This is a genomic window from Mulberry dwarf phytoplasma, assembly GCF_056504655.1.
This window is the reverse complement of record NZ_CM151418.1, coordinates 185,445-212,192: the sequence shown is the minus strand read 5'-3', so window position 1 is coordinate 212,192 and position 26,748 is coordinate 185,445. Positions and strand designations below refer to the sequence as shown.

19 protein-coding genes and 5 pseudogenes are annotated in these 26,748 nt (G+C 30.4%); 6 read left to right on the top strand and 18 right to left on the bottom strand.

Features of this window, described 5'->3' with window-relative positions; genetic code table 11:
* Positions 1-100 precede the first annotated feature (100 nt).
* Positions 101-427, top strand: coding sequence for a hypothetical protein (locus JAHGCCOI_RS01020; RefSeq protein ID WP_479492170.1), 327 nt, complete (start codon positions 101-103; stop codon positions 425-427).
* 93 nt (positions 428-520) lie between these two features.
* On the opposite strand, the gene JAHGCCOI_RS01015 is transcribed toward JAHGCCOI_RS01020, so the two are convergent.
* From JAHGCCOI_RS01015 to dnaE, 16 genes and pseudogenes are all read right to left on the bottom strand, one after another.
* The gene (locus JAHGCCOI_RS01015) at positions 521-1,288 is read right to left on the bottom strand and encodes a TatD family hydrolase (RefSeq protein ID WP_212509161.1); all 768 of its coding nucleotides are present in this window, start codon (positions 1,286-1,288) and stop codon (positions 521-523) included.
* Between the two features lie 197 nt (positions 1,289-1,485).
* The gene (locus JAHGCCOI_RS01010) at positions 1,486-1,950 is read right to left on the bottom strand and encodes a hypothetical protein (RefSeq protein WP_479492169.1); all 465 of its coding nucleotides are present in this window, start codon (positions 1,948-1,950) and stop codon (positions 1,486-1,488) included.
* A gap of 16 nt (positions 1,951-1,966) precedes the next feature.
* A complete protein-coding gene (locus JAHGCCOI_RS01005; RefSeq protein ID WP_212775532.1) occupies positions 1,967-2,158 on the bottom strand; it encodes a hypothetical protein in 192 nt (63 codons plus the stop codon).
* Positions 2,159-2,349: 191 nt separating this feature from the next.
* On the bottom strand, positions 2,350-3,723 hold the full coding sequence (lpdA, locus tag JAHGCCOI_RS01000) for a dihydrolipoyl dehydrogenase (protein WP_479492168.1): 1,374 nt from the start codon (positions 3,721-3,723) through the stop codon (positions 2,350-2,352).
* 21 nt (positions 3,724-3,744) lie between these two features.
* Positions 3,745-5,001, bottom strand: a complete 1,257-nt coding sequence (locus JAHGCCOI_RS00995; protein ID WP_479492167.1) for a dihydrolipoamide acetyltransferase family protein — start codon at positions 4,999-5,001, stop codon at positions 3,745-3,747.
* Between the two features lie 30 nt (positions 5,002-5,031).
* Positions 5,032-6,006, bottom strand: coding sequence for an alpha-ketoacid dehydrogenase subunit beta (locus JAHGCCOI_RS00990; RefSeq protein ID WP_011160950.1), 975 nt, complete (start codon positions 6,004-6,006; stop codon positions 5,032-5,034).
* A gap of 2 nt (positions 6,007-6,008) precedes the next feature.
* Positions 6,009-7,100: a pyruvate dehydrogenase (acetyl-transferring) E1 component subunit alpha gene (gene pdhA / locus JAHGCCOI_RS00985; RefSeq protein ID WP_479492166.1), complete on the bottom strand. Its 1,092-nt coding sequence runs from the start codon at positions 7,098-7,100 to the stop codon at positions 6,009-6,011.
* Between the two features lie 224 nt (positions 7,101-7,324).
* Complete coding sequence (locus tag JAHGCCOI_RS00980) at positions 7,325-8,959, bottom strand: ABC transporter ATP-binding protein (protein WP_479492165.1); 1,635 nt, start codon at positions 8,957-8,959, stop codon at positions 7,325-7,327.
* Between the two features lie 186 nt (positions 8,960-9,145).
* The gene (gene pheT, locus JAHGCCOI_RS00975; RefSeq protein ID WP_479492164.1) at positions 9,146-11,614 is read right to left on the bottom strand and encodes a phenylalanine--tRNA ligase subunit beta; all 2,469 of its coding nucleotides are present in this window, start codon (positions 11,612-11,614) and stop codon (positions 9,146-9,148) included.
* Positions 11,601-12,635 (bottom strand): phenylalanine--tRNA ligase subunit alpha, encoded by a 1,035-nt coding sequence (gene pheS, locus JAHGCCOI_RS00970; RefSeq protein WP_479492163.1) that lies wholly within the window; start codon positions 12,633-12,635, stop codon positions 11,601-11,603. Before pheS ends, pheT begins: the two co-directional genes overlap by 14 nt.
* A gap of 65 nt (positions 12,636-12,700) precedes the next feature.
* Positions 12,701-13,054, bottom strand: coding sequence for a hypothetical protein (locus JAHGCCOI_RS00965; protein WP_479492162.1), 354 nt, complete (start codon positions 13,052-13,054; stop codon positions 12,701-12,703).
* Between the two features lie 217 nt (positions 13,055-13,271).
* A pseudogene (asnB, locus tag JAHGCCOI_RS00960) lies at positions 13,272-14,948 on the bottom strand (asparagine synthase B).
* A 58-nt stretch (positions 14,949-15,006) separates the two neighbouring features.
* Positions 15,007-15,787, bottom strand: a pseudogene (locus JAHGCCOI_RS00955) (HAD-IIB family hydrolase).
* A gap of 113 nt (positions 15,788-15,900) precedes the next feature.
* Positions 15,901-16,149 carry a hypothetical protein gene (locus JAHGCCOI_RS00950; RefSeq protein WP_479492161.1) on the bottom strand — a complete coding sequence of 83 codons (249 nt, stop codon included), beginning with the start codon at positions 16,147-16,149 and terminating at the stop codon, positions 15,901-15,903.
* Positions 16,150-16,153: 4 nt separating this feature from the next.
* Positions 16,154-16,495, bottom strand: coding sequence for an SAV1803-related protein (locus tag JAHGCCOI_RS00945; protein ID WP_479492160.1), 342 nt, complete (start codon positions 16,493-16,495; stop codon positions 16,154-16,156).
* Positions 16,496-16,875: 380 nt separating this feature from the next.
* On the bottom strand, positions 16,876-19,641 hold the full coding sequence (dnaE, locus tag JAHGCCOI_RS00940; protein WP_479492159.1) for a DNA polymerase III subunit alpha: 2,766 nt from the start codon (positions 19,639-19,641) through the stop codon (positions 16,876-16,878).
* 47 nt (positions 19,642-19,688) lie between these two features.
* Here dnaE and JAHGCCOI_RS00935 point away from each other — a divergent pair, with 47 nt between their 5' ends.
* Positions 19,689-19,958 carry a hypothetical protein gene (locus tag JAHGCCOI_RS00935; RefSeq protein ID WP_212775262.1) on the top strand — a complete coding sequence of 90 codons (270 nt, stop codon included), beginning with the start codon at positions 19,689-19,691 and terminating at the stop codon, positions 19,956-19,958.
* A gap of 586 nt (positions 19,959-20,544) precedes the next feature.
* Here JAHGCCOI_RS00935 and lysS read toward each other — a convergent pair.
* Positions 20,545-22,080, bottom strand: coding sequence for a lysine--tRNA ligase (gene lysS / locus JAHGCCOI_RS00930; protein ID WP_479492158.1), 1,536 nt, complete (start codon positions 22,078-22,080; stop codon positions 20,545-20,547).
* A 359-nt stretch (positions 22,081-22,439) separates the two neighbouring features.
* On the bottom strand, positions 22,440-22,682 hold the full coding sequence (locus JAHGCCOI_RS00925; RefSeq protein ID WP_479492157.1) for a hypothetical protein: 243 nt from the start codon (positions 22,680-22,682) through the stop codon (positions 22,440-22,442).
* Between the two features lie 240 nt (positions 22,683-22,922).
* Here JAHGCCOI_RS00925 and JAHGCCOI_RS00920 point away from each other — a divergent pair.
* The 4 genes and pseudogenes from JAHGCCOI_RS00920 to JAHGCCOI_RS00905 all read left to right on the top strand — a co-directional run.
* Positions 22,923-23,003 (top strand): annotated as a pseudogene (locus tag JAHGCCOI_RS00920) (sigma-70 family RNA polymerase sigma factor); the annotation flags it as partial.
* Between the two features lie 818 nt (positions 23,004-23,821).
* Positions 23,822-24,040 (top strand): annotated as a pseudogene (locus JAHGCCOI_RS00915) (DnaB-like helicase C-terminal domain-containing protein); the annotation flags it as partial.
* Positions 24,040-24,369: pseudogene (locus JAHGCCOI_RS00910) on the top strand (hypothetical protein); the annotation flags it as partial. The pseudogenes JAHGCCOI_RS00915 and JAHGCCOI_RS00910, both read left to right, overlap by 1 nt.
* 1,154 nt (positions 24,370-25,523) lie before the next feature.
* Complete coding sequence (locus JAHGCCOI_RS00905; protein WP_479492250.1) at positions 25,524-26,465, top strand: IS3 family transposase; 942 nt, start codon at positions 25,524-25,526, stop codon at positions 26,463-26,465.
* Positions 26,466-26,748 lie beyond the last annotated feature (283 nt).

Below are 26,748 nucleotides of genomic sequence, written 5' to 3'. Positions count from 1 at the left end.
AATTTCATTATTTTAAGTTTTTAAGTAATGAATTAAACTTGAAAAGTAACGATTTTATCAACAAAAAAATTGTAAAAGGAAGCGTTAGAAAATGGAATGCATGCAACAAGCAATCGTTAAAAATTTTTATTTAGAAGTAAAAGTTAGATATTTAAAACAAAATGGTAGTTCAAAAAGACAATGGTTTGCTACTAATGTTTGTGTAGGAACTGATAATTGTAAACAAAAATATGATGAAGTTCTTATGAATTTTACTCATATTGACGCTGATAATCCTGAGTTTTTTTTGCAACCCGGACAAGTTATTAAAGTGTTAGAAGGAAAAGTTAAGCAAAGTAAATGTGATACTATTTCTGAAGTTTGGTTAGATGTAGATAGTTTTCGCCAAACTGATGAAGAAGAAAAAAGCAAAATCAACTTCGTATAAGCGGAGTTGATTTTTTTATTATATAAGGGATTTTTTTGGGTGTGATTTTGAATTATTCTATATTTCAAATATTTTTTTGATATGCCAAAAAGATTAAAAAGAATTTTTATTTAAAAACAACTTAGCTACATTATTGCTTGTTTGAGTAGCAACACATTGCAAAGAAATATTTCTTAATTGAGCAATTTTTTGGGCAATTAATTTGATATGATAAGGCTCATTGGTTTCATTTTGAAACGGATAAGGAGTTAAATAAGGACAATCAGTTTCTAATAAAATTTTATCTAGGGGAATAGTTTTTGCAATTTCGTGGGCAACTTGGGCATGAGGATAAGTAACAACTCCTCCAATTCCAATGTAAAAACCTAGTTCCAAAGCTTTTTTGGCTTCTTCTAAACTAAAAACTAAACAATGAAAAACTCCTCTAACTTGATTGCGATAAGGTAGTAAAAGTTGATAAATTTCTTCAAAAGATTTGCGTGCATGAATAATAATAGGTAAGTTATATTGGATAGCAATTTTAACTTGGGCTTGAAAAAACTTTTTTTGGACAGCTAAATTATCTTGTCTGTGATGAAGATCAAGGCCAATTTCTCCTATAGCAACTGTTTGCGGATGATTGAGGTATTTGATGATGCTTTCGGGCGTTTCTTGGGAAAAATCAGAACAAGGATGAATCCCAAAAGCTACCATTACTTCTTTATATTTATTAGCGATTTCATATGCTTTTTGGTTAGTTTTTTCATCCATGCCTATAACAATCATTTTTTTGACTTCATTATTCCAAGCTTTTTGAAAAACATCATCTAATTTATTTTTATATGTTTTAAGATTGAGATGAGCGTGAGTGTCTATTAACATTTTAATGTATTCCTTTTTTTGATTTTAAGGGGTTGGAAAATGGTTATTTTGTTGTTATTTATAAGTTTTAAAAAATGGTAAATATAAAAGATTAAAGAAGTGATTTTAGATTTGTTAATTTCATAGGGTAAATTATTTTGCAAGGTTAAAAGTAATAATAATTTATAATTAGATACATAAGAAAGCAAAACAAAAATTTATTTAATAAATGTTGGGCTTTTAATCTTTATTTTTCTTATTCTTTTTTGGTTTTCATAATAAAAAATACTAATAGCAAATAAATTATGTTTTTTGATAGTTTTGATAAAATCTTTTTCAAAATAAGCAAAACCTAACCATTTAAAAAATTTAACATATAAAAACCATAAAACACTATATGAATATAAAGTAAAATAGATATAAAAACAAATAAAATAAGTTAAAGAAATATAAAATAAAAATTTTGCCAATGTTTCTTTTTTTAATTCCACACTAAAAAATAGTGCTAAAATCATTAGTATAACAGCTAAAACAAAAGAGCAACAAACTATTTTAGTTTTTTTCTCTTTAGAATTAAAACCTATATTGCCATCATACATGCATGCTTTAAAATCTGGCCTAATAGATTCACCAAAATCAATATTTTGAAGTGTTTCCCCCTTGTTAGGGTCTTTATTAAACAAATTCTTTACCTTGGGATCATTTAAATCCAATATAAAAAGGAATGCCAGAAAGAGTCAAAAATGGCAACAAATAAATAAAAGGTAAACTTAATGCCCAATATTTATTTGTGATTGTAAATATTTTGGCTTTTTCGAGAAAAGCTATGGTAAAATCTGCAAATAATAAGATAAAAAATAAAACTTTTCTAATGGTATATTTAGTAATCATTTATCATCTCCTTTTATTCAAAAATATTTGAGGATTTAATATTTAATGTTGTTCTTTATCTTTATTTTAGTTTTGTTGTTTTATTTCGCTTCGTTTTATTTTTCTTTTTTTGAGTTTTCATAATTGCATCACCCATTTAAGGAAAAAGAACCTATTAAAGGTTCTTTTTTTGTTAAAAGATCAAATAATAATTATGCATGAATTGGTTTGTCAACGGCTCCTAAAAGAGCTTCAAAAGTAAGTTCTGATAAGGTAGGATGAGGATGAATTGCTTGAGATAGTTCATAAGCAGTTCCTTCAAGTTCCATTCCTACAGCCATTTCACTAATTAATTCAGTAGCATTGTAAGCATAAATATGCATTCCTAAAATTTCTAAATGTTTTTTGCAAACAATTAATTTAGCAAAACCTTCTTTTTCGCCATCAGCTAAAGATTTGCCAACAGCTCCCAGAGATATTTTAGAAACTTTATAATCCATTTGTTTTTCTTTGGCTTGTTGTTCGGTAATGCCAATAGAAGCAATTTCAGGAAAACCATAAATACAAGCAGGAACACGGTCATAATTAATGGAATGTGCTTTTTGTTCTAAAGCGTGAGTCACAGCTACAATACCTTCATGACTTGCCACGTGAGCTAACATGTGTTTGCCGTTTACATCACCAATAGCATATACTCCAGGAATTGAAGTTTGACAAAAATTATCAGTTTGGACGCTATTGCGGTTGAGGGCTAAATTTAATTTTTCTAAGCCTGCAAGATTGGCTTTGGTGCCTACAGCCATTAAAATAACATCCGAAGTAATTGTTTTGGCATTGCCTTTTTGAGTGTAGGTAGTTTGATTGTCATTAATTTTAGTTACTTCTACTTGAGTCAAAATTTGGATGCCGTCTGCTTGAAGTTTTTTAGTGTATGCAACAACAACGTCCCTATCCATACCATTTAGAATAGTGTCTTGTCTTTCTAAAATACTCACTTCGCTACCAAAAGAATTAAAAATAGTTGCAAATTCTACTCCAATAACACCGCCTCCTACAACAGTAACTTTGGAAGGATAGCTTTCTAGTTGTAGTAATTCTTTACTAGTTTTAAGAATGCCTTTTTGATAAGCTTCTTGGGCACCTGGAATAGGAGGAACAAAAGCGGTACTGCCTGTTGCAATAATTAATTTTTGGGTGTGCAATAAGTTAGTGTCTACTTGGACTTCGCAAGGAGAAAGAACACTTGCAAAACCATGGTAAAAATCAATTTTATTTTTTTTCAGGAGAAAAGATATACCTGTAGTAAGTTGAGCAACAATTTTATTTTTGCGTGATAAAATGGAGGACCAATCAAAAGAAACGCCGTTTTGAACTTTAATTCCAAAATCAGCACAACGTTTGATATCTTTATACATTTTGGCACTTTTTAAATAAGCTTTGGTAGGAATACAGCCATAATTAAGACAAATACCACCTAATTTATGTTTTTCTACTAAAGCAACTTTAGCACCCATTTGGGCAGCTTTAATGGCAGCAACGTATCCACCAGGACCTCCACCAACCACTAAAACATCATAATTTTTCATAATTTGCCCTTGGTCTTTCTGTTAGGATAAAAGCAATAAAGTAGGAGTATTTAGCAATTCTTTAACGCGTTTTAAAAATCTACCGCCATCAGCACCATCAATAATACGGTGGTCAATTGCTAAGGAAAGAGGAAGCATGTCTGCAATTACAATTTGACTGTTTTCAACTACAGGTTTTTTGGTGATTTTTCCTACTCCTAAAATAGCTAATTCAGGGTAATTGATAACTGGGGTGCCGTAAGTAATATCGATAGAACCAAAATTAGTGATAGTAAAAGTTCCGTTTTGAAGCTGATTTAATTCTACTTTTCTTTCGGTAGTGGCTTTGGCTACTTGTTGTAATTGTTGTGCCATTTCTAAAAGAGTTAATTTGTTAGCATCTTTGATGTTAGGAACGATTAGACCGTCTTTGGTATCAACTGCTACTCCTAAATTAATGAATTTTTTGTAAGTAACTTCTTCTTTAACGTCATCATAACTAGCGTTAAATACTGGGAATTCTTGTAAGGCAATCGCTACTGCTTTCATGATAAAAGCCATAAAAGTTAATTTGATTCCTTGGGATTGTGCTTGATCTTTGGCTTGTTTGCGTAGTGTTACTAAAGCAGTAATGTTTACTTCGTCCATTAGAGTAGTTTCTGGGATTTTGCCTTTGGAAAGAACCATTTTTTGGGCGATGGCTTTTCTGAGGCGAGAAATTTTTACTACTTCTGTTTCTTGGCTAGATGTGGCAAAAGTTGGGGTGGGGGTTGGTTGTTCTTGGACAAAAGGGGTTGTTGGTTGTGGTTGAGTTTGTAAAGGGTTAGTTGCGTTTTGTACATCTACTTTTAAGATTTTTCCATTTACACCTGTTCCTTTAATGGTTGAAAGGTCAAGTCCTAGTTCTTTGGCTAGACTTTTTACTAATGGAGTAGCAAGTACTTTTTGAGGTGGTAAAGAGGTTTGTGCGGATGTTTGTGCTTGTTGGGTGTCGTTTTTTTCTGTAGCAGCAGTTTCATTAGGGTTTTGAGAAGAAAACTTTTTAACATCTGCATCAGTGTCACCTGGTTCTTGGATTAAAACGATAGTATCTCCTACGCAAATAACTTCACCTTCATTAAGGTCTCTTTTTAAGATTTTTCCTGCTACAGGAGAAGTTAGTTCAACGTCTAATTTGTCAGTTTCAACTTTAACTAAAACATCACCTTCTTTTACTTGGTCGCCCACTTTAAAAAACCATCTTGTAATTGTACCTTCATGAATGCCTTCGCCGACATCAGCAAATTTAAATTCAAACATATTTTTATATCCTTATATCTTTTTGTTATCTTATTCGCAAACCACTTTTTTAATAGCATCAGCTATTTTTTCAGGGCTTAAAAACTGATAATGTTCTGCTTTGGCTAAAGGCATTGTGATATCATTTCCAGTAACTCTGGCAGGAGCTGCATCTAGGTATAAGAAAGCTTGTTCGTTAACTAAAGCCATTAATTCTCCTGCAGGTCCATAAGTTTTACATGCTTCATGAACTACTAAAAAGCGTCCAGTTTTTTTAACAGATGTAATTACAGTTTCTCTGTCAATAGGATTAATAGTTCTTAAATCAATTAGTTCTACGGAAACATTAGGATCAAGTTGTTTAAGGGCTAATAGTGTTTCTGGTACCATTGCTCCCCAAGCTACAACTGTAATGTCTGTGCCTTCTTGAACGACTTTGGCTTTACCGATTTGGACTTCGTAATCTGTTTCGGGAACTTCTTGACGGAAACCACGATAAATTCTTTTAGGTTCCATGTAGACTACTGGATCAGGGTCGTTAATAGCAGCCATTAATAAACCTTTAGCGTCGTAAGGATTAGATGGAATAACTACTTTAAGACCAGGAACAGAGCCTAAAATTACTTCTAATGATTCGGAGTGATGTTCTAAGGATTTTACCCCTCCACCAACTGGGACTCTTACTACCATAGGTACTGTGTAATTACCACGACTACGGTTACGCAAACGGGCTGCGTGGGCAAATAGGTCTTCTAGTCCTACAAAAATAAAACCATCAAATTGGATTTCTGCAACTGGTCGCATGCCGTTAATGGCAAGTCCGATAGCACTTCCGATAATAGAAGATTCAGCAATAGGGGCATTAAAAACGCGAGTTTCTCCGTGTTTGTCTTGTAGGCCTTTAGTTACGCGGAAAACGCCGCCTAATTTTCCTACATCTTGTCCAAAAAGAACTACTCGAGGATCTTTTGCTAACTTGCTATCTAAAGTTTGATTAATTGCATCTAGTAATGTCATTGAAGCCATTATTATTTACCTTCCTTTGTGTTGAAAAAAGCTTTGCATTCTTCGTATTGTTCTTCTAATTGAGGAGTCATTTTTTCATAAGTGTATGCAAAAATATCTTTAATATCGATGTTGTTGCCTGTTTGTTCTACTTTTTGGTGTGCTAAAACAACTTCTTCTTGGGCTTTTTTTTCAAATTGTTCTACTTGTTTTTGAGTTAGATAACCTTTATTCATCAAGTATTTTTGAAAACGTACAATTGGGTCTTTTTTGCGCCACTCTAATTCTTCTTCTTTGCTACGGTAAACAGAAGCATTATCATTAGTGGAGTGTGCTTCTAGACGATAAGAAACATTTTCAATTAAAGTAGGTCCGTTTCCTTTGCGCGCTTCGTTAAAGGCTTCTTGGGCTGCTACATAAACAGCTAAAATGTCGTTGCCGTCTACTTGCATGCCAGGAATTCCACAAGCATAACATTTTTGAGCTAAAGTTTTAGCTTTGGATACTTTGTTACGAGGATTAGAAATAGAATACTGGTTATTTTGAATAAATACTACTAATGGTACTCCAAAAACAGCAGCATAGTTAAGACCTGCATTAAACTCTTCGTGTGCGGTTCCTCCGTCTCCAATAGTTGCAATAGTTACTTCTTTTTTATTTTGCATTTTGCTTGCTAAGGCAAGTCCTGCTCCTAAATTAACACTAGAGCCAATAATAATGTTAGCTGGTAAAATACGCAACTTAGGGTCTAGTTGAGAGCCTTTTTCATTGCCATACCAGTAAAGATAAAATTGTTCTAAAGAAACTCCACGGTAAAGAAAAATTCCTGCATCACGATAATAAGGTGATACCCAATCTTGGGGTTCTAAGGCAGCAGCGACACCTACTTGAGATGCTTCTTGCCCTGAGTTAAGTAAATAGTTTCCCATACGTCCCTGGCGTTGATATTTTAAGGCTGCTAAATCAGCTTGTCTACCTAAAACCATTGTTTTATACATTTTTAATAAAACATCTTTAGATAATTTTGGTTCTAATTCAGGTTGAACAAGGTTGCCATTTTCGTCAAGTATTTGGAATTGTTTACCTTTTAGGGGGTCGTACACATTCGTTAACATTGTAATACTCCTTATTTTATTTATATTAGTTTGTTTTTGATTAAATGTATTATATCTTTATTGTGTTACTAAATATAATTAATTTAGTGTTATTTGATAATATACATCTACACTTAAATTGTACTTGAAATTAAGACAAATGATGAAACAAAATAATGAAAATTGCAAGTTTAAGAGATAAAAAAAATACCATATATTATAATATATGGTATTTCAATTAATATTTATTTATTGTTGATGATGTCAACTGGTTTTTTGTTAGACCATTTATAAATAATGAAAGATATAAATAATAGAGTCATGAAAAAGACATAACTAAATGATAATAAATTAAATAAAAGGACTCTTACAAAAGGATTGAAAGCTAAATATGGTGATGTAAACCATAATAAATTTTTTTGCTTTTCCGATTCTACTAAAGAATTAAAGAAAAACATAATGTCATTTTTACTTGCAAAATTGGGCAACGGTTTCATATCGAAAGATGAAAATAATATAGATGCATCTTTAAACCAAAATAAAATACTTAATAATAATACAAAAGTTAAAACCATTTGGAATAAAGCAAAAAAGAATGCTTCAACTAAAAAGATTTTACCAACATTAACACCATTAGAACCTAAAGCTCTTAGAATACCCATTTTTTTATTTTGAAGTTTGGCACTCATAGAAAAATAAAGCATAATCATAGCACCTGGAACAAATAAAATCCAAACCCAGAACATAGGGCTACTTATAATTTGAATAGTTTCAACAGCTATTTTAACAGCCGTTTCCATAAGACCAACAAAAGAATATAATTCAATATTTGTATATCTTTTATATCTTCCAAATAATTTATACATTTGATATATTTTATCACAGATTCCGAACCATTTATAACTCAAAAATGTAAAAGCAAAAAACATAAAAATAAAAGTTGCAATAGCAGTTATTAAAACATTCAATGCCAAGAAAAACTTTTTATTTTTAAAACTCTTTAAAGCAGCCTTAGCAACAAACGAAAAAGGCAAACAACTAGGAAAAGATACAAAATCAGTATCTTGTTGTAATACTTTAGTATAATCAGTTTTATCAAAGTTTTCTAAAGCAGGATTTTTAGTTAAGTTAGTTAAGTTTGCAATCATTTCAGATGTAAGAAATTGACCTTCTTTAAATACTTGTTTTTTTTTAGTAGTGTCTTTTTTTCTTGTCATATCTGATATGAATTTACCATCTTTACATTCTAAAATACGATCAGCATATTTATAAGCACTTTCGCTATCATGAGATACAATAACTACTAATTTTTCTTTACTTAAATTTTGAAGTAAATCAAAAACTTGGGTTCCTGTTTCTGAATCTAGATTTCCTGTAGGCTCATCAGCAAAGACCATTTTAGGATTTTTCACCAAAGCACGAACAATAGCAACACGTTGTTTTTGTCCGCCTGAAAGTTCATTAACTCTTCTATTTAGGAACGAAGCATCCAATCCTACTTGATTCATTAAATCATTAATTAAGGCAATATCTGGTTTTTTATTTTGTAATTGTAATGCTAAGACAATATTTTCAAATACATTCATATCTTCTATTAAGTTGAATTCTTGGAAAATAAAACCAATCATTCCATTACGATAATTATCTAAATATTTTTGATTAAAAGTTGTAATAGGAACTTTGCATACTTCAACTACGCCGCCGTTTGCAACATCAATGCCTGTTAAAACATTTAATAAAGTAGATTTACCAGAACCTGATTTACCTAAGATAAAAACCATACCTTTATCAGGTAATTTTAAAGAAACGTCTTGTAAGGCCATCGTCATATTACCGCGTTTAGTAACGTAATTTTTGCTTAAATGGTTGACATTAAACATTTTTAAAGACTCCTTTAGTTGTTTAGTTGTTTTTTTGTTTTATTGATTAAAAAAATTTATAATTATACAAATGTAAAAAGGCAAAAAGATAAAAAGGGTAAAAAACTAATTTAACTACCCTATTATTTTACCACAATTATTATATTTGCATATACACTTAAAAAGCAATATTTTTTTTATCTATTTTTATCTAATTTCAATATGAAAGTGTTTAATCAAATTAGAAGTAATTTTTTCCATACAATGTTCTACATCTTGTTTTTCTAAGTTTTTATCTAAGTTATTGAAAAAAAGTCTAAGGGCAAGAGAATGTTTTTCTTTGGTTGTAGGTATTTGATAAACATCAAATAATTCACATTTGATTAAATCAAAAGGGGTAGTTTGTTTAATGGTTTGTTCGATTTGATAAAAGGAATATTTGGTATCTACTAAAAAGGCTAAATCACGAATAACAATAGGAAATTTAGGAATTGGTTGGAAGGTAAACGTTTTGGTAGTGTTAAGAATTTCATCCGTTAAAAAAAGTTCACAAAGAAAACTTTCTTTTAAGTGGTATTTGGTATTAAGTTGAGGATGTGTTTTTCCGATAACTCCTATTATTTGATTGTTAAATAACAAATTGGCTTGCATTCCTGGATGAAAATTACTATGTTGTTGTGTTTTTTGATAAGTAAGGGTAATGCCTAGAAAAGCACTAATTTTTTCAAGGATGCCTTTGGTAACAAAAAAAGAACTTGAAACATCTTGTTTGTGCCACAAGGAATTTAAGAAATGACCACTCAAAGCAAAAGCAAGACTTAATGTTTCTTGGTTGGGAAAATAAGTTTTTCCAATTTCAAAAAAAGCAGTATCAAAAGTTTGTCGTTTGTGCTGATAGCTTAAAACTTCTACTAAACTACTTAGCAAACTTTGTCTTAAAATCATTTTGTCTTGTGACAAAGGATTCATTATTTTGATAAAGGGTTTTTGAGGAGTAAAAGCTTCAAACATCTCAGAGCTAATTAAACTGTAAGTAATAGTTTCATAAAATCCTAAATTAACTAAGAGTTTGCGCAATTCTCTAATATTTTTTTGTTTTAAGGTTAATTTTCCTTGAGTAGGGACTTGAATTGTTTGGGGAGGTAATTTATGGCAACCATAAAGTCTAGTTAAATCAGAAATGACATCTTCTTTAATTTTGACATCATAACGACGTAAAGGAGCTTGGAGGTTTAATTGTTCGTTTTTGTTCTGTGGTCCTAAATGTTTGGATGTATGTATCTGATAATCTAGGTTTAATAACCAATTTTTGATTTGAGTAGGGCACAAAGAAACGCCAATTTTTCTTGTAACAAAATCAAGATTCAAAGAAATAGTAGGATTGGTACGGTTTTTTTGTTTTGTAATTATAGGTTGGTAAGTAATTTTGGCATCTGCTAAAGTGACTAAAAGTTGGCATGCTTTTTGAAAAGCTAAAGGAATAAGACTTTGGTCAATACCTCTTTCAAAACGTAGGGAACTTTCAGTTTTGGTTTTGAGTTTTTGACAAGTTTGGGCAATAGTTTGGGGCGAAAAATAAGCAGCTTCAAGAATAATTTTAGTAGTTGTAGGTTTAATGCTACTTTCTAAAAGTCCTACAATACCAGCTAGAGCAATGGCTTTTTTGCCATCTGTAATAACTAAATCATTTTCATCTAAAACAAAATCATTTTGGTTAAGAGTTGTAATATTTTCTTGTGGTAAGGCTTTTCTAACTTTGATTTGTTTAATGTTTTCAGAATCAAAAGCGTGTAGGGGAATACCGTATTCGATTAAAATTAAATTAGTGATGTCAACAACATTGTTGATTGGGTTGATGCCTGATTGTAAGAGGGCGTTTCGCAACCATAAAGGAGAAGGTTTGATTTTGATGTTTTCCAGGATACAAGCGTTGTATTCATAACAACTGTCGTTTTCAATTTGGACTTTTAAAGGAGATTGAGGCAAGTTTGCAAAAAAATCGGGGTTTAATTGGGGGAGCGTTTTTGGGGTTGTTTGGTCTTCGCTGTTTTTTGTTTTGTAGTTGGTTGCTTTTGTTTCTTGATTGTTATTGTAACTTTGAGAAGACAAAACTGCTTTGAGATCTTTGGCAAAACCTAGGTGAGATAAAAGGTCACCACGATTGGGTGTAAGCCCTAATTCTAAGATAAAACAATCAAGTCCTAAAGGAATTAAAGCATCACTTCCCAAAGCAATTTGGTCGTTGGGGTCATCAAAAAGATAAATTCCTTCTTGTTCTTGGGGAGTTAAAAATTTGGTACTAATTCCCAATTCTTCCAAAGCACAAAGCATTCCTTCTGAAAAAACTCCATAAATTTTTTTGTTTTTAAGGGTGGCGTTGATGCCTTCCAAAAAAGAACCTTCTGAAGCTACAATAACTTTTTTGCCATTTTGTAAATTAGAAGCTCCACAAACAATTTTGACTACTTTTGTGCCAGTGTTAACTTCTACTAAATTTAATTTTTGGGAACCTTGAATTTTTTGAAAGTTAAGAATTTGCCCCACCACTAAATTAGTGTTTTTGGATAGGGGGAAAAAATTTTGCACTTCGGTAATATAATTGTTAGTTAAGGCAGAAATATTTTGGGAAAGGGGTTGCGAAAAATGGTTTTTTAAAATATTTTCAATAATTTTCATTGTTGGCGGTGTTCCTTGCAAATTGTTTTAAAAAGCGAATATCATTAGTATAAAAATGTCTAATATTGTCAATTTGATATTTAATCATAGCAATTCTTTCAATACCTATTCCAAAGGCAAAACCTTGATATTTTTCAGGGTCATAATTAGCGTTTTTAAGAACTTGGGGATGCACTAAACCAGCTCCTAAAATTTCTAAATATTCTTTGTTGCCATCTTTTTTGGTAATTACTAAATCAACTTCAATGCTAGGTTCGGTAAAGGGAAAATAAGACGGTCTTAAATGAATTTCTTGGGAAGTGCCAAATAATTCTTTGGTAATGAGTAAAAGAGTTTCTTTGAGATGGGAAAAATTAATGTTTTTGTCAATGACAAGTCCTTCGAGTTGCATAAATTGATGGCTATGAGTGGCGTCATCATCGTCTTTGCGGTAAACTTTTCCAGGAGAAATAATTTTGAGGGGTCCTCCTTGGCGAGCTTTCATTTCTTTGACTTGGACGTTGGAAGTGTGGGTGCGCAAAAGTTTTTGGGGATCAATATAAAAAGAGTCTTGCATTGCTCTTGCGGGGTGGCCTTTGCCCATGTTGAGCATTTCAAAATTATAAAAATCAGTTTCAATTTCGTTGCCTTCTTTAATTTCATAGCCTAAAGATAAAAATAAATCTTCAATTTGTTCAATGATTTGATTAAGGGGGTGGGTGCTTCCTTGGAAAAATTTCAATCCTGGTAAAGTAGGATCAATTTCTTCTTGGAGCAATTTGGCGTTTAGTTGGTTTCTTTGTAAAATTTCTTTTTCTTTTTGTAAAGTGAAAATAATTTCTTGTTTTAAAACGTTAATTAATTTGCCTGCAACTGCTTTTTGGGCATGAGGAAGGCTTTTTAGCTCTTGGGTAAGTTCAAACAAGATGCCCTTTTTGCCTAAAAATTCTTTGTCTAAGTTCATTAATTGGTCTAAATCATGTTTGTTTTTTTGTAAACTGGTGTGAAATTGTGCGGTTAGATTTTTGATTTTGGTTTGCATAAAAATGATAACACTTTCTTTATTTTGGAAATGAAAAATATTGGGGTTGGGGTTAAAATTAAAAACTACATTTGAATTATCGAAATAATGTTTCCTTTAGTAAGTAACGATAGCCACATTCCTAAGGTAGCTCCTAATAAAACTCCTAAAGAAACGCCAAAAAATCCTTTTTTTAATCCTAAAATAGTACCTCCTAAAAACATTCCTGCTACCATTGCTGTTAAATGTAGTTGGGTGGTTTTTTGGTAAATATCTGTTTGAGTAGGTTTACTTAAATAAATTGCTAATACAACAATGACAATAGAGTTAAAAATAATGCAATTGCTTAATAGTTTGCTACTTAAAAAAGGTTTTTTGGGTGTGTTGGTTTGGGGCAAATTGTTTTTTTTAATTAAGGCTTTTCTTGGTTTTTGGTTCATATAAATATCCTTTCTGGGATAAAGTTGTAAAAATTTGGAGTTGCAAAATGGGTGTTAGAAATGTTTGCAAAAAATATAATTTGTGATTTGTGATTTTGGATTAGTTTTTTTATTTTATTATTTGTTTTTTATTATTTGTTTTTTATTATTTGGTTCGCACAAAACAATTAAAAGCAAAAAATAAAGTTAAGTTAAACTGGGGATTGTTGAATAAAATTTATTTGTCCTTATAAGCTTCATTATGCACCCCTAATGCAGCGCGTCTTGAAGGGTCGTTTATTTGTTTAAAAGCTTTGTCCCATTCGATAGCTTTTGCAGTACAGCAAGCAATTGAAGGACCACCAGGAACAAGACTTATTGCACTTGGCAAAGGAAATAAGGTTTCAAAAATTTCGCGATACATGTAGCCTTCTTTGTTTGTAGGAGTATTGTAAGGGAAACGAACATAAGCATTTTTTAATTGTGTATCTGTGATTTTGGTTTGGGCAAGTTTTTTTAAAGCATCAATCCAACTGTAGCCTACTCCATCAGAAAATTGTTCTTTTTGGCGCCATACAATCTTTTTGGGTAAATAAGATTCAAATGTTTGTCGTAGAATATGTTTTTCTATTTTGCCATTTGTGCCACACATTTTATCTTTGGGATTAAGTCTCATAGCAACATCTAAAAAGTTTTTATCTAAGAAAGGCACTCGCGCCTCTACTCCCCAAGCACTCATTGCTTTGTTGGCTCTTGCACAATCATATAAATGTAATGAAGCTAATTTACGGACTGTTTCTTTGTGGAATTCTTGAGCATTAGGGGTTTTATGAAAATATAGATAACCTCCAAAAATCTCATCAGCACCTTCACCAGAAAGAACCATTTTGATGCCCATAGCTTTAATTTTGCGATCCATTAAATACATAGGAATTGATGCGCGAATAGTTGTAATATCATACGTTTCAATGTGATAAATAACATTTTTTAAAACATCTATGCCTTCTTGAATAGTAAAATTAATTTCATGATGGACTGTTCCTAAATGATTGGCTACTTCTTTGGCAGCTTTAAGATCAGGAGCGCCTTTAAGACCTACAGCAAAAGAATGAAGTGAAGGAAACCAAGCCTCTTTTTTACTTGATTCTTCTATGCGGTGTTTGGCAAATTTTTTAGTGATTCCAGAAATAATAGAAGAGTCAAGGCCACCAGATAAAAGTACGCCATAAGGAACATCAGACATTAAATGTTTTTTTACTGATGCTTCAAGAAAATTGCGTAATTGGGTTGTGTTGGTTTGGTTGTTGTAAACATTTTGATAATCCATCCAATTGCGTTTATAATATTTCACCATTTTGCCAGATTCACTAGATAAATAATTTCCTGGAGGAAAATTAGAAAGGGTTTGGCAAATGGGAATTAAGGCTTTCATTTCAGAAGCTATATAAAAATTTTGGTTAAGGTCATATCCCATATAAAGTGGAATTATTCCCATATGATCGCGTACTATAAGATATGTGTTTTTTGTAAGATCATATAAAATAAATGCAAACATTCCTTGTAATTCATCTAAAAAATTAACACCTTTTTCTTGATATAGTGCTAGAATAACTTCACAATCTGATTCTGTTTGAAATTCTTATTTATCTTTGTATTGTTGGCGTAATTCTAGGTGGTTATAAATTTCTCCATTTACTGCAAGTACTAAGGTTTTGGTTTTATTATAAAGTGGTTGAGCTCCAGCATTAACATCTACAATTGATAGTTTTTCGTGTTCTAAAATGGCTTTTTGAGAGGCAAAAATTCCTGACCAATCAGGTCCTCGATGACGCATCAAACTGGAAAGTTTAAGAGCTTGGTCACGCAACATTTGTGGATCGGTTTTAATATTTAGTATTCCAAAAATTAAACACATTTTATTCTCCTTTTAAACGCATTGAAAACACATTTTATTTTTTCTTCGATAAACAACTTCATAACAAATTATAATCTTTAAAAAAATCATATAAAGCGTTTTTTTCGATGTGAGGAACAGTTAAATTGGCAACTTTGTGAAGAGTTTCATAATGAGTATTTGCCATGACGATTCCTATATCTGCAAATTGAAGCATTTCAAAATCGCTGCAACCATCTCCCATGCAAATTAATTGGCAGTCTTTTTGGTCTTTCATAATTGCTTGGATAACATAAGCTTTATTAACTTGTTTGGCACTTAAACTTACAACACCATTTTTCCAATAATAAGCATGGAGTTGTTCAAAATCTTTTAAAAAATCAACAACAAGGGAGGTATTTGGATGAAATAAATTAATTTTGTAAATAGGTTTTTCTAAATGAAGATTGCTTTTGATGGGATTTTTTTTGCAACATTACATTATCAAACAAACTTTTAGAATCAGGATCTGTTGTTTGGGTTATGCCCTTTTCTTCTAAACTGAAATTGAGAACTATGATTCCTTTTTTTTGGGCTTGGCAATTTAGTTTAATTACAAGTTCTTGGGGGATGCAAGTTTGTTGGACGATATTTTTGGCTTTCCAAGTAATAGCTCCATTTAGAACAACAAAATACTTAAATAAAGAAGTAAGTTCTTTTAAAACGCTTAAACCTTTGTAGCTTCTTCCTGTAGCAATTCCTAAAATATTATTGGGGTTTTGCACTAGGGTTTGTAAAAGTTTTGTGGTTTGTGAAGGAATTTCTTTGGTTTTGCCGTTGTATAAAGTTTGGTCAATATCAAAAAAGAATAGTTTTTTCATATTTGTTTCTTTATTCCTTGATATATTATAATCAAAAGATAAATAATTAATACAAAAATGATGAAAAAAATAAATGACATAAAATATTATACAAATCAAATATTTTTATTTTGTCATAAATAAACTTTTAAACTTTGATATAAATAAAAGCATTCCCAAAAATCACTTTTTTGATAATAAATTTTTTGGGCTGATATGCATTTGTTTTTTTGATATTCAAAAGGATTGTCAAAAAAGATTTTAGCTAAACGATGAAAAATAATTTCTGCTCCCTTTTTGCCAACTTCAGGATGTAAAGGGTTTTTGGAATAATCACAAATTTTTAAATGCAAAAGAAAATGTTCTAATAAATTACAATACAACAAATTAATGCCTTTTTGGCATTAAAAAGGGTGGTGTTTGGCGTATTTGGGAATTTGATAATCCTCTTGCTTGATATTCTTTTATGTGGTGTATTTCTAAGCCTTCAGCTGTTTTTTTGATATTTGGGTTAGTTTGAGTAAAACTTGCATCCATAAAATAAGAGCCACTTACTAAACCATATTTTTGTTTTAAAAAAGTTACTGATTGATCGTATGTTAAAAGCATCATAATTTCAATATCAGTTATTTTTTGGTCTTGTTGTAATTTATCAAAAATGGTGTGAATGTCTTGTAAATGTTTTAATATATTGTTGCATTTACGATTGGAGTTCCAAAGAAATTTCATCAAAAAGAAATTATTTATTTTTTTTAATTCACAATAAATGGCATGATAAAAATAAAATGTTTACATCCATAAACTGATTTTTTCTGATAAAAAGACAATATTTTTTTTGATGTTGACTTTTTGTTTAAAATGTATTGCGCAAAAAATGATTACTAATATTGTTACAATTAATAATTTATTCATTTTTATCCTCTTTTATTTATTTTTATTGATTGTGTAATTGTTTAAAAAACAGATTTAATCAAATTAAAAACAAAAAAATGAAAAGCAAAGCAAAAAATATGAAAAAGGCAAAAGGAGAAAAATATAGAAATATAATAATTTTAAATAATTTAATAATGTGTTTGTATTTACAATAATTTTGAATAATAAAATAATATTTAAGATTTATTTTTTTGATTAATTAATAAATTATGAAGTCCAAAACCTAATGTTTTTTTTTGTTTAATGACAAGTTCTTTTAAAGGTAATTCGGGGTGTATTTTAGGTTCGTAATCAGAATATGGATAATATTTAACTTCTTTTAAATCTTTGTTTTGTTCTAAAGTATTGCGGTTTAGCCCCATTTTATCAAGGGTGCCTGCAAAAATTAAATTAGTTAATAAAGGTTCGGTGAGGAAAGGAAACAATTGTTGTTTAAAGGTTTTAAAAGAATAATAAAGGGGCATTTGGGCAGTTTTAGTTAATTTTTGGTGTTCTTTAATTAATTTTTTTTGTTCTTTCATTAATTCTTGGCAAAAAGCAACATTTATTCCTTTAATAATAGTTAGAGGCAAAAATAATTTATTGTCTTTGAAATAATATTTATCTTGGCTACTAAATATATGGGGTGGTTCTATAATGATACCTTTTTGGATAACTTCTTTGAGCAAAATTTCTGTCTGGGTTGCATCTCCAATAGCATCATTTAATAAAGTAATTACAAAAGCAATAAAATGATTAGCTTTCAAATAAGCCATACGATAACTAATTAAAGAATAAGCGACACTGTGACTTTTGTTAAAACCGTAATTGGCAAATTTTAAAATATAATCATAAAGTTTGTTAGCTATTGTAAGGTTGCGTCCTTGTTCTTTGCTTTGGGCAATGAAGTTGTTTTTTTCTTGCAATAATAAATCTTTTTCCTTTTTGCTAATAGCTCTTATAAAAAGGTCTGCTTGGGCAAGACTGTATTTGGCAAAGACAGCTACAATTTGCATAATTTGTTCTTGATAAAGAATAATGCCATAAGTGGGTTGGAGGATAAAATCAATTAAGGGGCTAAAAAAAGTGGTAGTTTTTTGATGGCGGTTTTTTAAAAACATATTAAAAGAATCAATGGGCCCTGGTCTATTTAAGGCAAGTAAGGCAATTAGGTCTTCGAACTTTTGGGGCATCATTTTTTGTAAAAAGTTTTGGGCGTTATAAGATTCTAATTGAAAAATCCCTATTGTTTTTCCTTGTTGCAACAGCTCGAAAGTTTTTGTGTCGTTTAAAGGGATTTTAAAAAGACCAAAATGGGGATTAGTTTTTTGAATGGCTAAAACCATTTTATTCATCAAAGTAAGACTTCTTAATCCTAAAAAATCTATTTTGAGAAGTCCGATTGATTCAAGGAAAGAAGTTTCCCATTGGGTTTGTTGTAAGTTATTATGAGTGCCTTTTTGTAAGGGAATAATTTGATCAAGGGGCATTTGGCTTAAAATAATTCCTGCTGGATGGGTTCCTGTAAACCGTGGTATTCCTTCGATATAAGATGCCATTGTAAGTAAGTTTTTCATTTGCAAATCCAAAGTTTCTTTTTGATAAGTGCTTTTTTTATCCAAATATGCCAAATCCAAATATGCCAAAACGCGTTTAGTTTGGAATTCCTTTACTGTGGGCATAAATTTAACTAATTCATTGATAATGGCTTTTTGGCTTACAAATCTACCAAAAGTAATAATACTTGCTACGTGTTTGGTGCCGTACTTTTGACAAACATATTGAATAATTAAATCTCTTGTATTGTCTGGAAAATCAAGGTCAATATCTGGCATAGTTTTTCTTTGAGGATTTAAAAAACGCTCAAAAATAAGGTCATATTGTAAAGGGTCAATCTCTGTAATTTGTAAACAAAAACACACCAAAGAACCCGAAGAAGAGCCTCTACCAGGACCTACTAAAATACCTTGTTTTTTGGCGTATCTTACAACATCACCTACAATTAAAAAATAATTGTCATATTCCATATCAGCTATAATTTGTAATTCTTGATCTAGCCTTTGTTGGTATTTGGTATATTTAGGGTTTTTAAAATCGATGTATTGGCGCAAACCTTCATAAGAAATTTGTTTTAAGTACTCTTTGGCAGTTATTTTTTGGGGTTGTAAAAAATCAACAAAGGAAGGCAACAACATTTTTTGTGGTAAATAATTTTGATATTTAATAGAAAAGATTAATTTTTTTAAATAAGCAAACATTGCTTTATGTGTTTGGGCGTTGTAGGCGCTATCAAAATTATCTTTGGTTAAAAAAGATAAATCAGTTTGGTCGTCGTTTTTTTTATTTTCCATTTTTGCAAGTATTTGATAGGTTGGTTGGGCTTGAAAAGTATCATAGCAAGTTTTGTTAATTGGTACATAAGGAATTTGGAAGTGGTTTGCAAAATCAATGATGTTTTCAGAAAGCAATTCCAAAAAGGAGTTTTGATAAGAAATACCTAATACAAGTTCGTCAAATATTTTTTGTAATTGAGTAGCTATTTGAAAAAATTTATCTTTTTGGTCGCGAAAAAACATATCATCAAAAAAGGGATTTTCTCCAGGAATCAAAGCAAACAAATCTTTACCTAAATGAGCAATTTGATTTAAGGTAATTTGGGGTGTTTCTTCATTTTTAATAATAGTTGAAATTCGAATTAAATTTTTGATTCCTTGGTCGTTTTTGGCATAAATTAAAAGTGTTGCTAGTTGATTGTTGTGCAAAAAATTTATTTTTAGTCCTAAAATAGGTTTGATTTGATAGTTATGGCATAATTTTAAAAAAGTTGGCATGCCATATAAATTATCATCGCTCAAAGCAACAAAATCATAATCATTTTCTTTGGCTTTTTGTACCAAAGTTTCTAAAGAATTAAGACTTTGTAATAAGCTATAAAAACTTTGCAAATAAAAAACGCCTCTCATAATTGCACTTCCTTGCTGGCTGAAAAATAAAAGTATTGTTGTTTTGGATGTTTGTTTGTTTGGATGTTTGTTTGGATTTTCTAATTTTATTTATTTTTTGTGATTTGCAAAAACTTTATTCATCTTCCCAATCTGTTTGGAACTCTTTTTCCCAATTTTCTTCTAATTCGTCTTCCCAATTTTGGCTTTGCCAATTTTGCAAATTTGGCGAACCATCCCAGTTTTTCTGTCTAGTTCTTGATGACGACGAATTTATTATTGCATCTCTTTGTTTTGGTTCTGCTTGCGAACCATCTTTTAACCAAAAAAAGGTATAAATTTTTAATACCTAATCGAGAATTTTAAATCTTCGATTCTATGAGTGTTATTGCCATAGCCGTATTTGGATAAATCAATGTCTTTTTGATAGACATATATTAATTTCTTTGGGGCATTTTTGAGGCAAAAAGGCTTTTTTGAATTTTGCAAAGAACACAAATAATAACAAAAAGAAGGGTAGTTAATGCAAAAAGGAAAAGAATCGGGGAATTTTTCTTTGATATAATTTTGGACTTGTTCGGCTGAATCTAGATAAATATCGTGAACTTTGGGTTTTGGGAATGTTGCATTATGATTTGAGTTTGGTATTTTGGCAAAAGTAAAGTTAGTTAAAAAATAAACTCCACAAATTAAAATTAAGGAAAAAAATGTAAAAATTGCTCCTAAAATAATTATAATTATCTTTTGTTTAATTTTTTTGCTCCCTTCGGTTGTTTTTGCAACACAAAATATTTAATTATCATTAACCCATTTTATATAAAATATTTTTTACCCTTTTTTATTTTCGGATTTTTGGGCTTTGGTGATTTGGAGATTTTTGCTTTTGGGAATAATTTATTTTTGGCTTGTTGGTTTTTGCTTGCTTTATTCGTTATCGTTATTCGTTAGGACTTTATTTGCTGTTTTGTTTTGACTAAATTTATTTTGATTTTTACAATGTGGAAATAAAATAACATCACGAATATTTGCAGTATCGGTTAAAAGCATAACCAAACGATCAAGTCCCATTCCAAGACCACCAGTTGGAGGCATGCCATAATTAAGGGCGTTTAGGAAATCATAGTCCATGTCATTGGCTTCGTCGTTGCCTAATTGTTTTTGTTGTAATTGATTTAAAAAACGTTTTTCTTGTTCGATAGGGTCGTTAAGTTCGCTAAAAGCATTAGCAAATTCCTTACCTACAATAAAAAGTTCAAAACGGTCAGTAAAGCGAGGATCAGCTTCGTTTTGTTTTGCCAAATGACTTATTTCCAGTGGATGTCCGTAGACAAAAGTAGGCTGAATGAGAGTGTTTTCTACGTATTTTCCAAAAAAAGCCTCAATGATATGTCCTTGACTAAAATGGGGCATAACTTCAATTTGGTGTTTTTTTGCCAAAGAAAGGCATTGTTCCAAGGTAAAATTATCTGTAAAATCAATTCCTGTTTTTTCCTTGATTGATGCAACCATACTTACTTTTGCAAAATGGGAAAAATCAATTTCTTGGTTTTGGTAAGTAAATTGCAACTTGCCAAACAATTTTTGGGCCAATTCTTGCAAGCATTGCTTTGTTAAGTCCATAATATCTTGCATATCAGCATAAACCAAGTAAGCCTCAATAGTGCTAAATTCGGGATTATGTGTGGCATCAATTCCTTCATTTCTGAAAAGACGTCCGATTTCATAGACTTTATTCATTCCACCAACAATTAATTTTTTAAGGGGCAATTCGGTAGCAATTCTCAAGTAAAAATCACAATTAAGAGCGTTGTGATGAGTGATAAAAGGTTTGGCAGAAGCGCCTCCCAAAGTTGGTTGTAAAATAGGAGTTTCTACTTCTAAAAAGCCCTGATTATCAAAAAAATTTCTAATGTATTTCATAATCAAACTGCGAGTTAAAAATACTTGTCTTGTTTTTTCGTTTACGATTAGATCAACATAGCGATTTTTTCTCATCTCTTCGCGGTTTTGCAAGCCATGAAATTTGTCAGGTAAAGGTTTTAGGGCTTTGGTAAGATGAATAAATTCCAAGGCTTTAATGGTTAATTCTTGCGTTTTGGTTTTAAATAAAAAACCTTTGATGCCTATGATATCTCCTAAATCACAATTTTGATAAATCTGAAAAGCATCTTTGCCCACTAAATCCAGTTTTATATATGCTTGCATTCGGAAATTAAAATCTTGTAAATGCAAAAAACCTGCTTTGCCTTGTCCTCTTTTTAAAACGATTCTGCCAGCTACACAAACATTGATTTGTGATTGTTCGAGAGCTAGACTATCTGCTTTTTGGTATTGCAAAAGAATTTGTTCGATGGAATGAGAAAGGACAAATTTTTTTCCAAAAGGATCGATGTTTATTTTTTTTAATTCATTCATTTTTTGATGTCTAATAATTTCTTGTTCGCTTAATTTTGTTGCCATTTATATGCTCCTTGCATCATTTAATTTTTTTAAACATTTAACCTTTATTATACCAAAAAAACTTGGGTTTTGGTGATGTTTTTGGAGGGGTTGGGGATTTTTTTATGGGGAAATGCAATTTTTTTTATTTGGTGGTTTGAAAAAGCAAAAAAAGTTAATTAGTTTGGATAAAATAAAAAAAGACACTCATAAAGAATGCCTTTGGGTTTGTAATTGAATTTTACAAAATTAAAATTGCTTTTTGTTTTTGATTGATGAATTAAAATTTGAAATCAAAATAGTTTTAAAAGAGATGATTTGCAAAAAAGATAATTTTTAAAAGGATGTTTTTAATAAAATAAGTAAATATTAAAAATTATTTATATCGTGGTTTTGGTGGTGTTTTTTTTATTAGTTCCAACCAAATAACCGATAAGAAATAAAAGAATAACGCCTAATAAAAAAGTAACTATTAAAGGCAATACAATGCTTTTGCTATTCATTCCGCAACTATATCCCCATTTGTAAAAAAGGACAATAAAGAAAACTGCTAAAGCTACTAAAAATACAATTGATCCTGTCATCATTCCTGATGAAGTATCAAACATTCCTTCGTTATACATTTTAAACCTCCATTTTTTTACTATAATAAAACTTACTATACTAAAACTTTTACAAATAAAACAGTTTTGCGACATGCCAAGGTCAAAAGAAACAAAAGAATGAGGTGTTCCAAAACTTTGGACAACTTTTTACTTTTTAAAAATTCTTTAAGACTAACTTAATAGTTAGTCTTTTTTTCTTTTCAAGACTAAAAAAATAATTTCATATCTTTTCTAAAAATATTTTTAGAAAGGAATAAAATGTTAAGACAAAAATTATTTAAAGATTTTTTAAAAAGTAAAAACAATTTAACAATTCGCGATCAATTAATCGAAATGCATGGGCGCGAATAAACGCACCATTATAGCAATCTAGCCAATTGCCACGGACTTGATTATTCCGTGAGGTCATGCGGTCGGTCAGCCAAACGAAAGAATGGCGGATTACAGCAGACCGTAAAAGCGAAGTGAGGTGAAATAACTAGCCAAGATGCTTTCGCAAGACTAAGATAGTCATGGAAAAGGTGCAAATCCCTAATCGTGGAAATTATCGTAATCTCATAACGTCAGGGCAAGTTATTGAAATCCCTGAAATGAAGGAAGATATGAAGATATTAGATTTGTCTTCATATATAATCACATGTCGCTTTAAATAGCACCCTTCATGATATCGTTGACGGAAACAAAGTGTTCTAGTCTAGCCACAAGCTTTAACAACGAAAGCGAACCTAAAACTATCAGGCATAATGATGTCGGAAATTCGAGATTCCTAAAAACCATCCCAAACAGGGGAAATTAAAATGCCTCTGGGTTCAAGGAAAAAGAGACTTTTAGTAGTCGGAGGAATTAAAACTTGGTTTGGAATAACCAAGATAATTGCCCTCACACGGAGCCTAAGAAAGCTAGGTACAAGGCGAAGAAGTTAGATTCACAGGATTATTCAATTCGGGAGAAAGGAGGTTGATGCAAATGCAACCAACTGAAGCAGATAAAGCTTCTAAGCTTTCAAACTTACTGAATAATCAATCAACTAAATAGTGATATTTAGAAGACCCTAGAAATAGGCTGTGAATGGGAAAGCCGTATGCTTGGAAACTTGCTCGTACGGTTTGGAGCGGGGCTGCACGTAAATAACCAACACGCGTGTAATCTATCGCTATAAAAGCCCTAATCTTTCAGATTTAAGAGATTCAGGTTCAATTGAACAAGATGCCGATATGGTAATGTTTTTGCATCGCGAAAGTTATTATGAAAAAAATCAATTTACAAATGTTGTAGAAGATTTTACCCAATTTATTGTTGCTAAAAATCGTTCAGGTAAATTAGGCCAATGTAATTTTAATTTTGATAAAGAAATCCAAAGAATCGAGGAAAATTAATGTTAATTTCAAAAAATATTTTATCCCAAATCAAACCTGATAATTACTTTCAATATCCCTTTAATCAATATATGCAATTAAATCATCAAAGTTTGAATCATTATTTTCAAATTACCAAATCAACTTCCCAAAAACAAAAAGTACTGCGTGGTAAAATTAACGAATATCTAATTTTAATTTATTTTCGACATCGTGGAATCACCAAACAATATCCCCAAACATATTTATTTTTTATTCCTGATATCAAATTTGATTTAGTATTGTTTACCCAAAACAAACGAATTGTTGCTTTTAATTTTAAAACTTGCCTCCGTGAACGTTACTTACAAATTGGGAGCAAATACACGCTTAATTACAGCAGCCTAACCAACTGCCACGGACTTGATTATTCCGTGAGGTCATGCGGTTGGTCAGTCAAACGAAAGAATGGCGGATTACAGCAGAACCTAAAAGTGGTTAAAAAATGAAAGCTACAAAATCCCAAATGCCTCTTAAACGCATTATTTTGCCCCTCTCGCTTTGATTTAAATCCAATTAGGGTAATAACCCTAGTCTTAATTTATACCCCCCCTTAAATTCAATTTCTTGAAAAAGCAGTCCTCAAAACCCTAGGAAAACACTTACTTTTAATTTTTACAATTTTGACATAAATTAAAACGAATCATTTTTTAAAACTAATTTAGACCACCTCATTTGAGGGGTCATTTTTTTATTTTTAAGGGAGATTTTTTTGATCGTTTTTTGACAACTTTTTTTCATTTTTTTGTCTCTTCCAGACAAAATCGCTAGTGTTTATGGTAAGCAATTTGCCATTTAACCCTGTTATTATATGGCACAACTACCCCAAAATCAAAAACTCCGCATTATTGTGTAAAAAAATGAAACCCATGTCGTTTTATAGGTGAGTTTTTCATTTTTTCGGCCTATATATATATTGTACATCTTTCTTATTAGGTTAAACCCGTGGGTAAACCTAAACACCAATTCAAAAAGCCCTCCAAGGCTGTTTTGAATTGGGTTGTGATAGATAATACTTAATTCGGGTTTAACCTAATAAGAAAGATTTATCATTAATATTATTATATTTAATATTAAATATAATAATATTAATGATAATAATTAGATATAAAAACCCTTGATAGGTTTTTATATTTAATTATAAATAATAAATTTATTATATTATATCATGACATATAATGTTTAGATAAAATATATTATCTAACCAGGTGCCCGTCAAATTAAAAAATTTAACGGTCAAATTAAAATACCCCCTAAATCCCCAAAGGGGACTTCATAAGAAAGGGGGTAATAGTTAATTGTAATGTACTTCGGCTGGCCGCCTAGTTCGCTCTGCTCGTCTTAGAATACTAATCATATTATATAATAATTTAATAAATATATTTTAAAATTAATTTTTAATGCATTTTTTAGTTATAATTATTTTTGTAATGAATAAAAAATATTAAGATAATTGGGGTTAATGATGCAAAAATTAAAGAAAAAATTAAAATTATTACAAAATATGGTTTCTCACATTCAAACTATTAATAAAAAAATAGTTTTTAAACTGGTTAAACAATTTGTCAAAGATCTCAATTTAACTACCATTTTAAAAACAATTCGTATTAATCGAAGTACTTATTATTATTGGCTAAAAATTGAAAAAAAGTTAAAATTAAAAGAAACAAAACATTTTTTGCAACAACAACGTATTCAAACTTTATGTTTACAACATGAATATTTTTACGGTCATCGTAAAATTACTGATTTATACCAAGAAATTTTTAATGAATTTATTACTAAGAAAAAAGTTTATCTTATCATGAAAGAAAATAATATTTGTTGTAAGTTAAGGCCTAAAAAAAATAAATATTATTATAAAAATTTAGAATCTAACCTCAAAGTAGTCCCAAATTTAATTAATCAAAACTTTACTACCTCCCAACCCATGAAAAAACTATTTACCGATATTACTTATTTTCCCACTCCCCAAGGATTTATTTATTTTTCGTGTATTATTGATTCTTTTAATAATCAAATTATTGCCTCCCACACTTCAAACCGACAAAATAAAGAATTAATTTTAAATACAATCAAAAAAATTCCTACTTTAAAAACCCCTTGTATTATTCATTCAGACCAAGGTAAAGTTTATCAATCTCTAAAAGTACAAAAAGTTTTAACTAAAAAAGGGTTTTTAATTAGTATGTCTCGTAAAGCAACCCCACGTGATAACGCTGTCATTGAAAATCTTTTTGGCCAGATGAAAAGTATTTTATCCAACCAACATCCCTTTTTATTCCAAAAAACACCAAGTAAAATCAAAAAAATTATCAACCAATTCCCTTCTTTTTGGAATAATAAATGGTTATTAACTAAATTAAACAATTTATCTCCTTTGCAATACTTTCAAACTTTTAGATAAATATTTAATTATGGATATATAAAATTATAACCTTTGGAAAAAGGTTGTTTTGTTGTACATTTTTTTCTATAAAAATCAAAAAATTCCGCATTATTGTGTAAAAAAATTTAATCCATGTCGTTTTTATGGTGAGTTTTTCATTTTTTCGACCTATATATAGTGTAGGGATAAAATATTTAAAAAAAATATCTTTTGAAACTAGCAAATTATTAAAAAACATTAGACACTTTTTAAGTGTAATGAAATTACTTTGTTAGTTTGAAAAGATATGAAATTATCTATT

Bases quoted from the DNA above. Each gene is read 5' to 3' on its own strand.
- JAHGCCOI_RS01020 (WP_479492170.1), top strand. From the start codon at position 101: ATGCAACAAGCAATCGTTAAAAATTTTTATTTAGAAGTAAAAGTTAGA.
- JAHGCCOI_RS01015 (WP_212509161.1), bottom strand. From the start codon at position 1,288: ATGTTAATAGACACTCACGCTCATCTCAATCTTAAAACATATAAAAAT.
- JAHGCCOI_RS01005 (WP_212775532.1), bottom strand. From the start codon at position 2,158: ATGATTACTAAATATACCATTAGAAAAGTTTTATTTTTTATCTTATTA.
- lpdA (WP_479492168.1), bottom strand. From the start codon at position 3,723: ATGAAAAATTATGATGTTTTAGTGGTTGGTGGAGGTCCTGGTGGATAC.
- JAHGCCOI_RS00995 (WP_479492167.1), bottom strand. From the start codon at position 5,001: ATGTTTGAATTTAAATTTGCTGATGTCGGCGAAGGCATTCATGAAGGT.
- JAHGCCOI_RS00990 (WP_011160950.1), bottom strand. From the start codon at position 6,006: ATGGCTTCAATGACATTACTAGATGCAATTAATCAAACTTTAGATAGC.
- pdhA (WP_479492166.1), bottom strand. From the start codon at position 7,100: ATGTTAACGAATGTGTACGACCCCCTAAAAGGTAAACAATTCCAAATA.
- JAHGCCOI_RS00980 (WP_479492165.1), bottom strand. From the start codon at position 8,959: ATGTTTAATGTCAACCATTTAAGCAAAAATTACGTTACTAAACGCGGT.
- pheT (WP_479492164.1), bottom strand. From the start codon at position 11,614: ATGAAAATTATTGAAAATATTTTAAAAAACCATTTTTCGCAACCCCTT.
- pheS (WP_479492163.1), bottom strand. From the start codon at position 12,635: ATGCAAACCAAAATCAAAAATCTAACCGCACAATTTCACACCAGTTTA.
- JAHGCCOI_RS00965 (WP_479492162.1), bottom strand. From the start codon at position 13,054: ATGAACCAAAAACCAAGAAAAGCCTTAATTAAAAAAAACAATTTGCCC.
- JAHGCCOI_RS00945 (WP_479492160.1), bottom strand. From the start codon at position 16,495: ATGAAATTTCTTTGGAACTCCAATCGTAAATGCAACAATATATTAAAA.
- dnaE (WP_479492159.1), bottom strand. From the start codon at position 19,641: ATGAGAGGCGTTTTTTATTTGCAAAGTTTTTATAGCTTATTACAAAGT.
- JAHGCCOI_RS00935 (WP_212775262.1), top strand. From the start codon at position 19,689: ATGTTTGTTTGTTTGGATGTTTGTTTGGATTTTCTAATTTTATTTATT.
- lysS (WP_479492158.1), bottom strand. From the start codon at position 22,080: ATGGCAACAAAATTAAGCGAACAAGAAATTATTAGACATCAAAAAATG.
- JAHGCCOI_RS00925 (WP_479492157.1), bottom strand. From the start codon at position 22,682: ATGTATAACGAAGGAATGTTTGATACTTCATCAGGAATGATGACAGGA.
- JAHGCCOI_RS00905 (WP_479492250.1), top strand. From the start codon at position 25,524: ATGCAAAAATTAAAGAAAAAATTAAAATTATTACAAAATATGGTTTCT.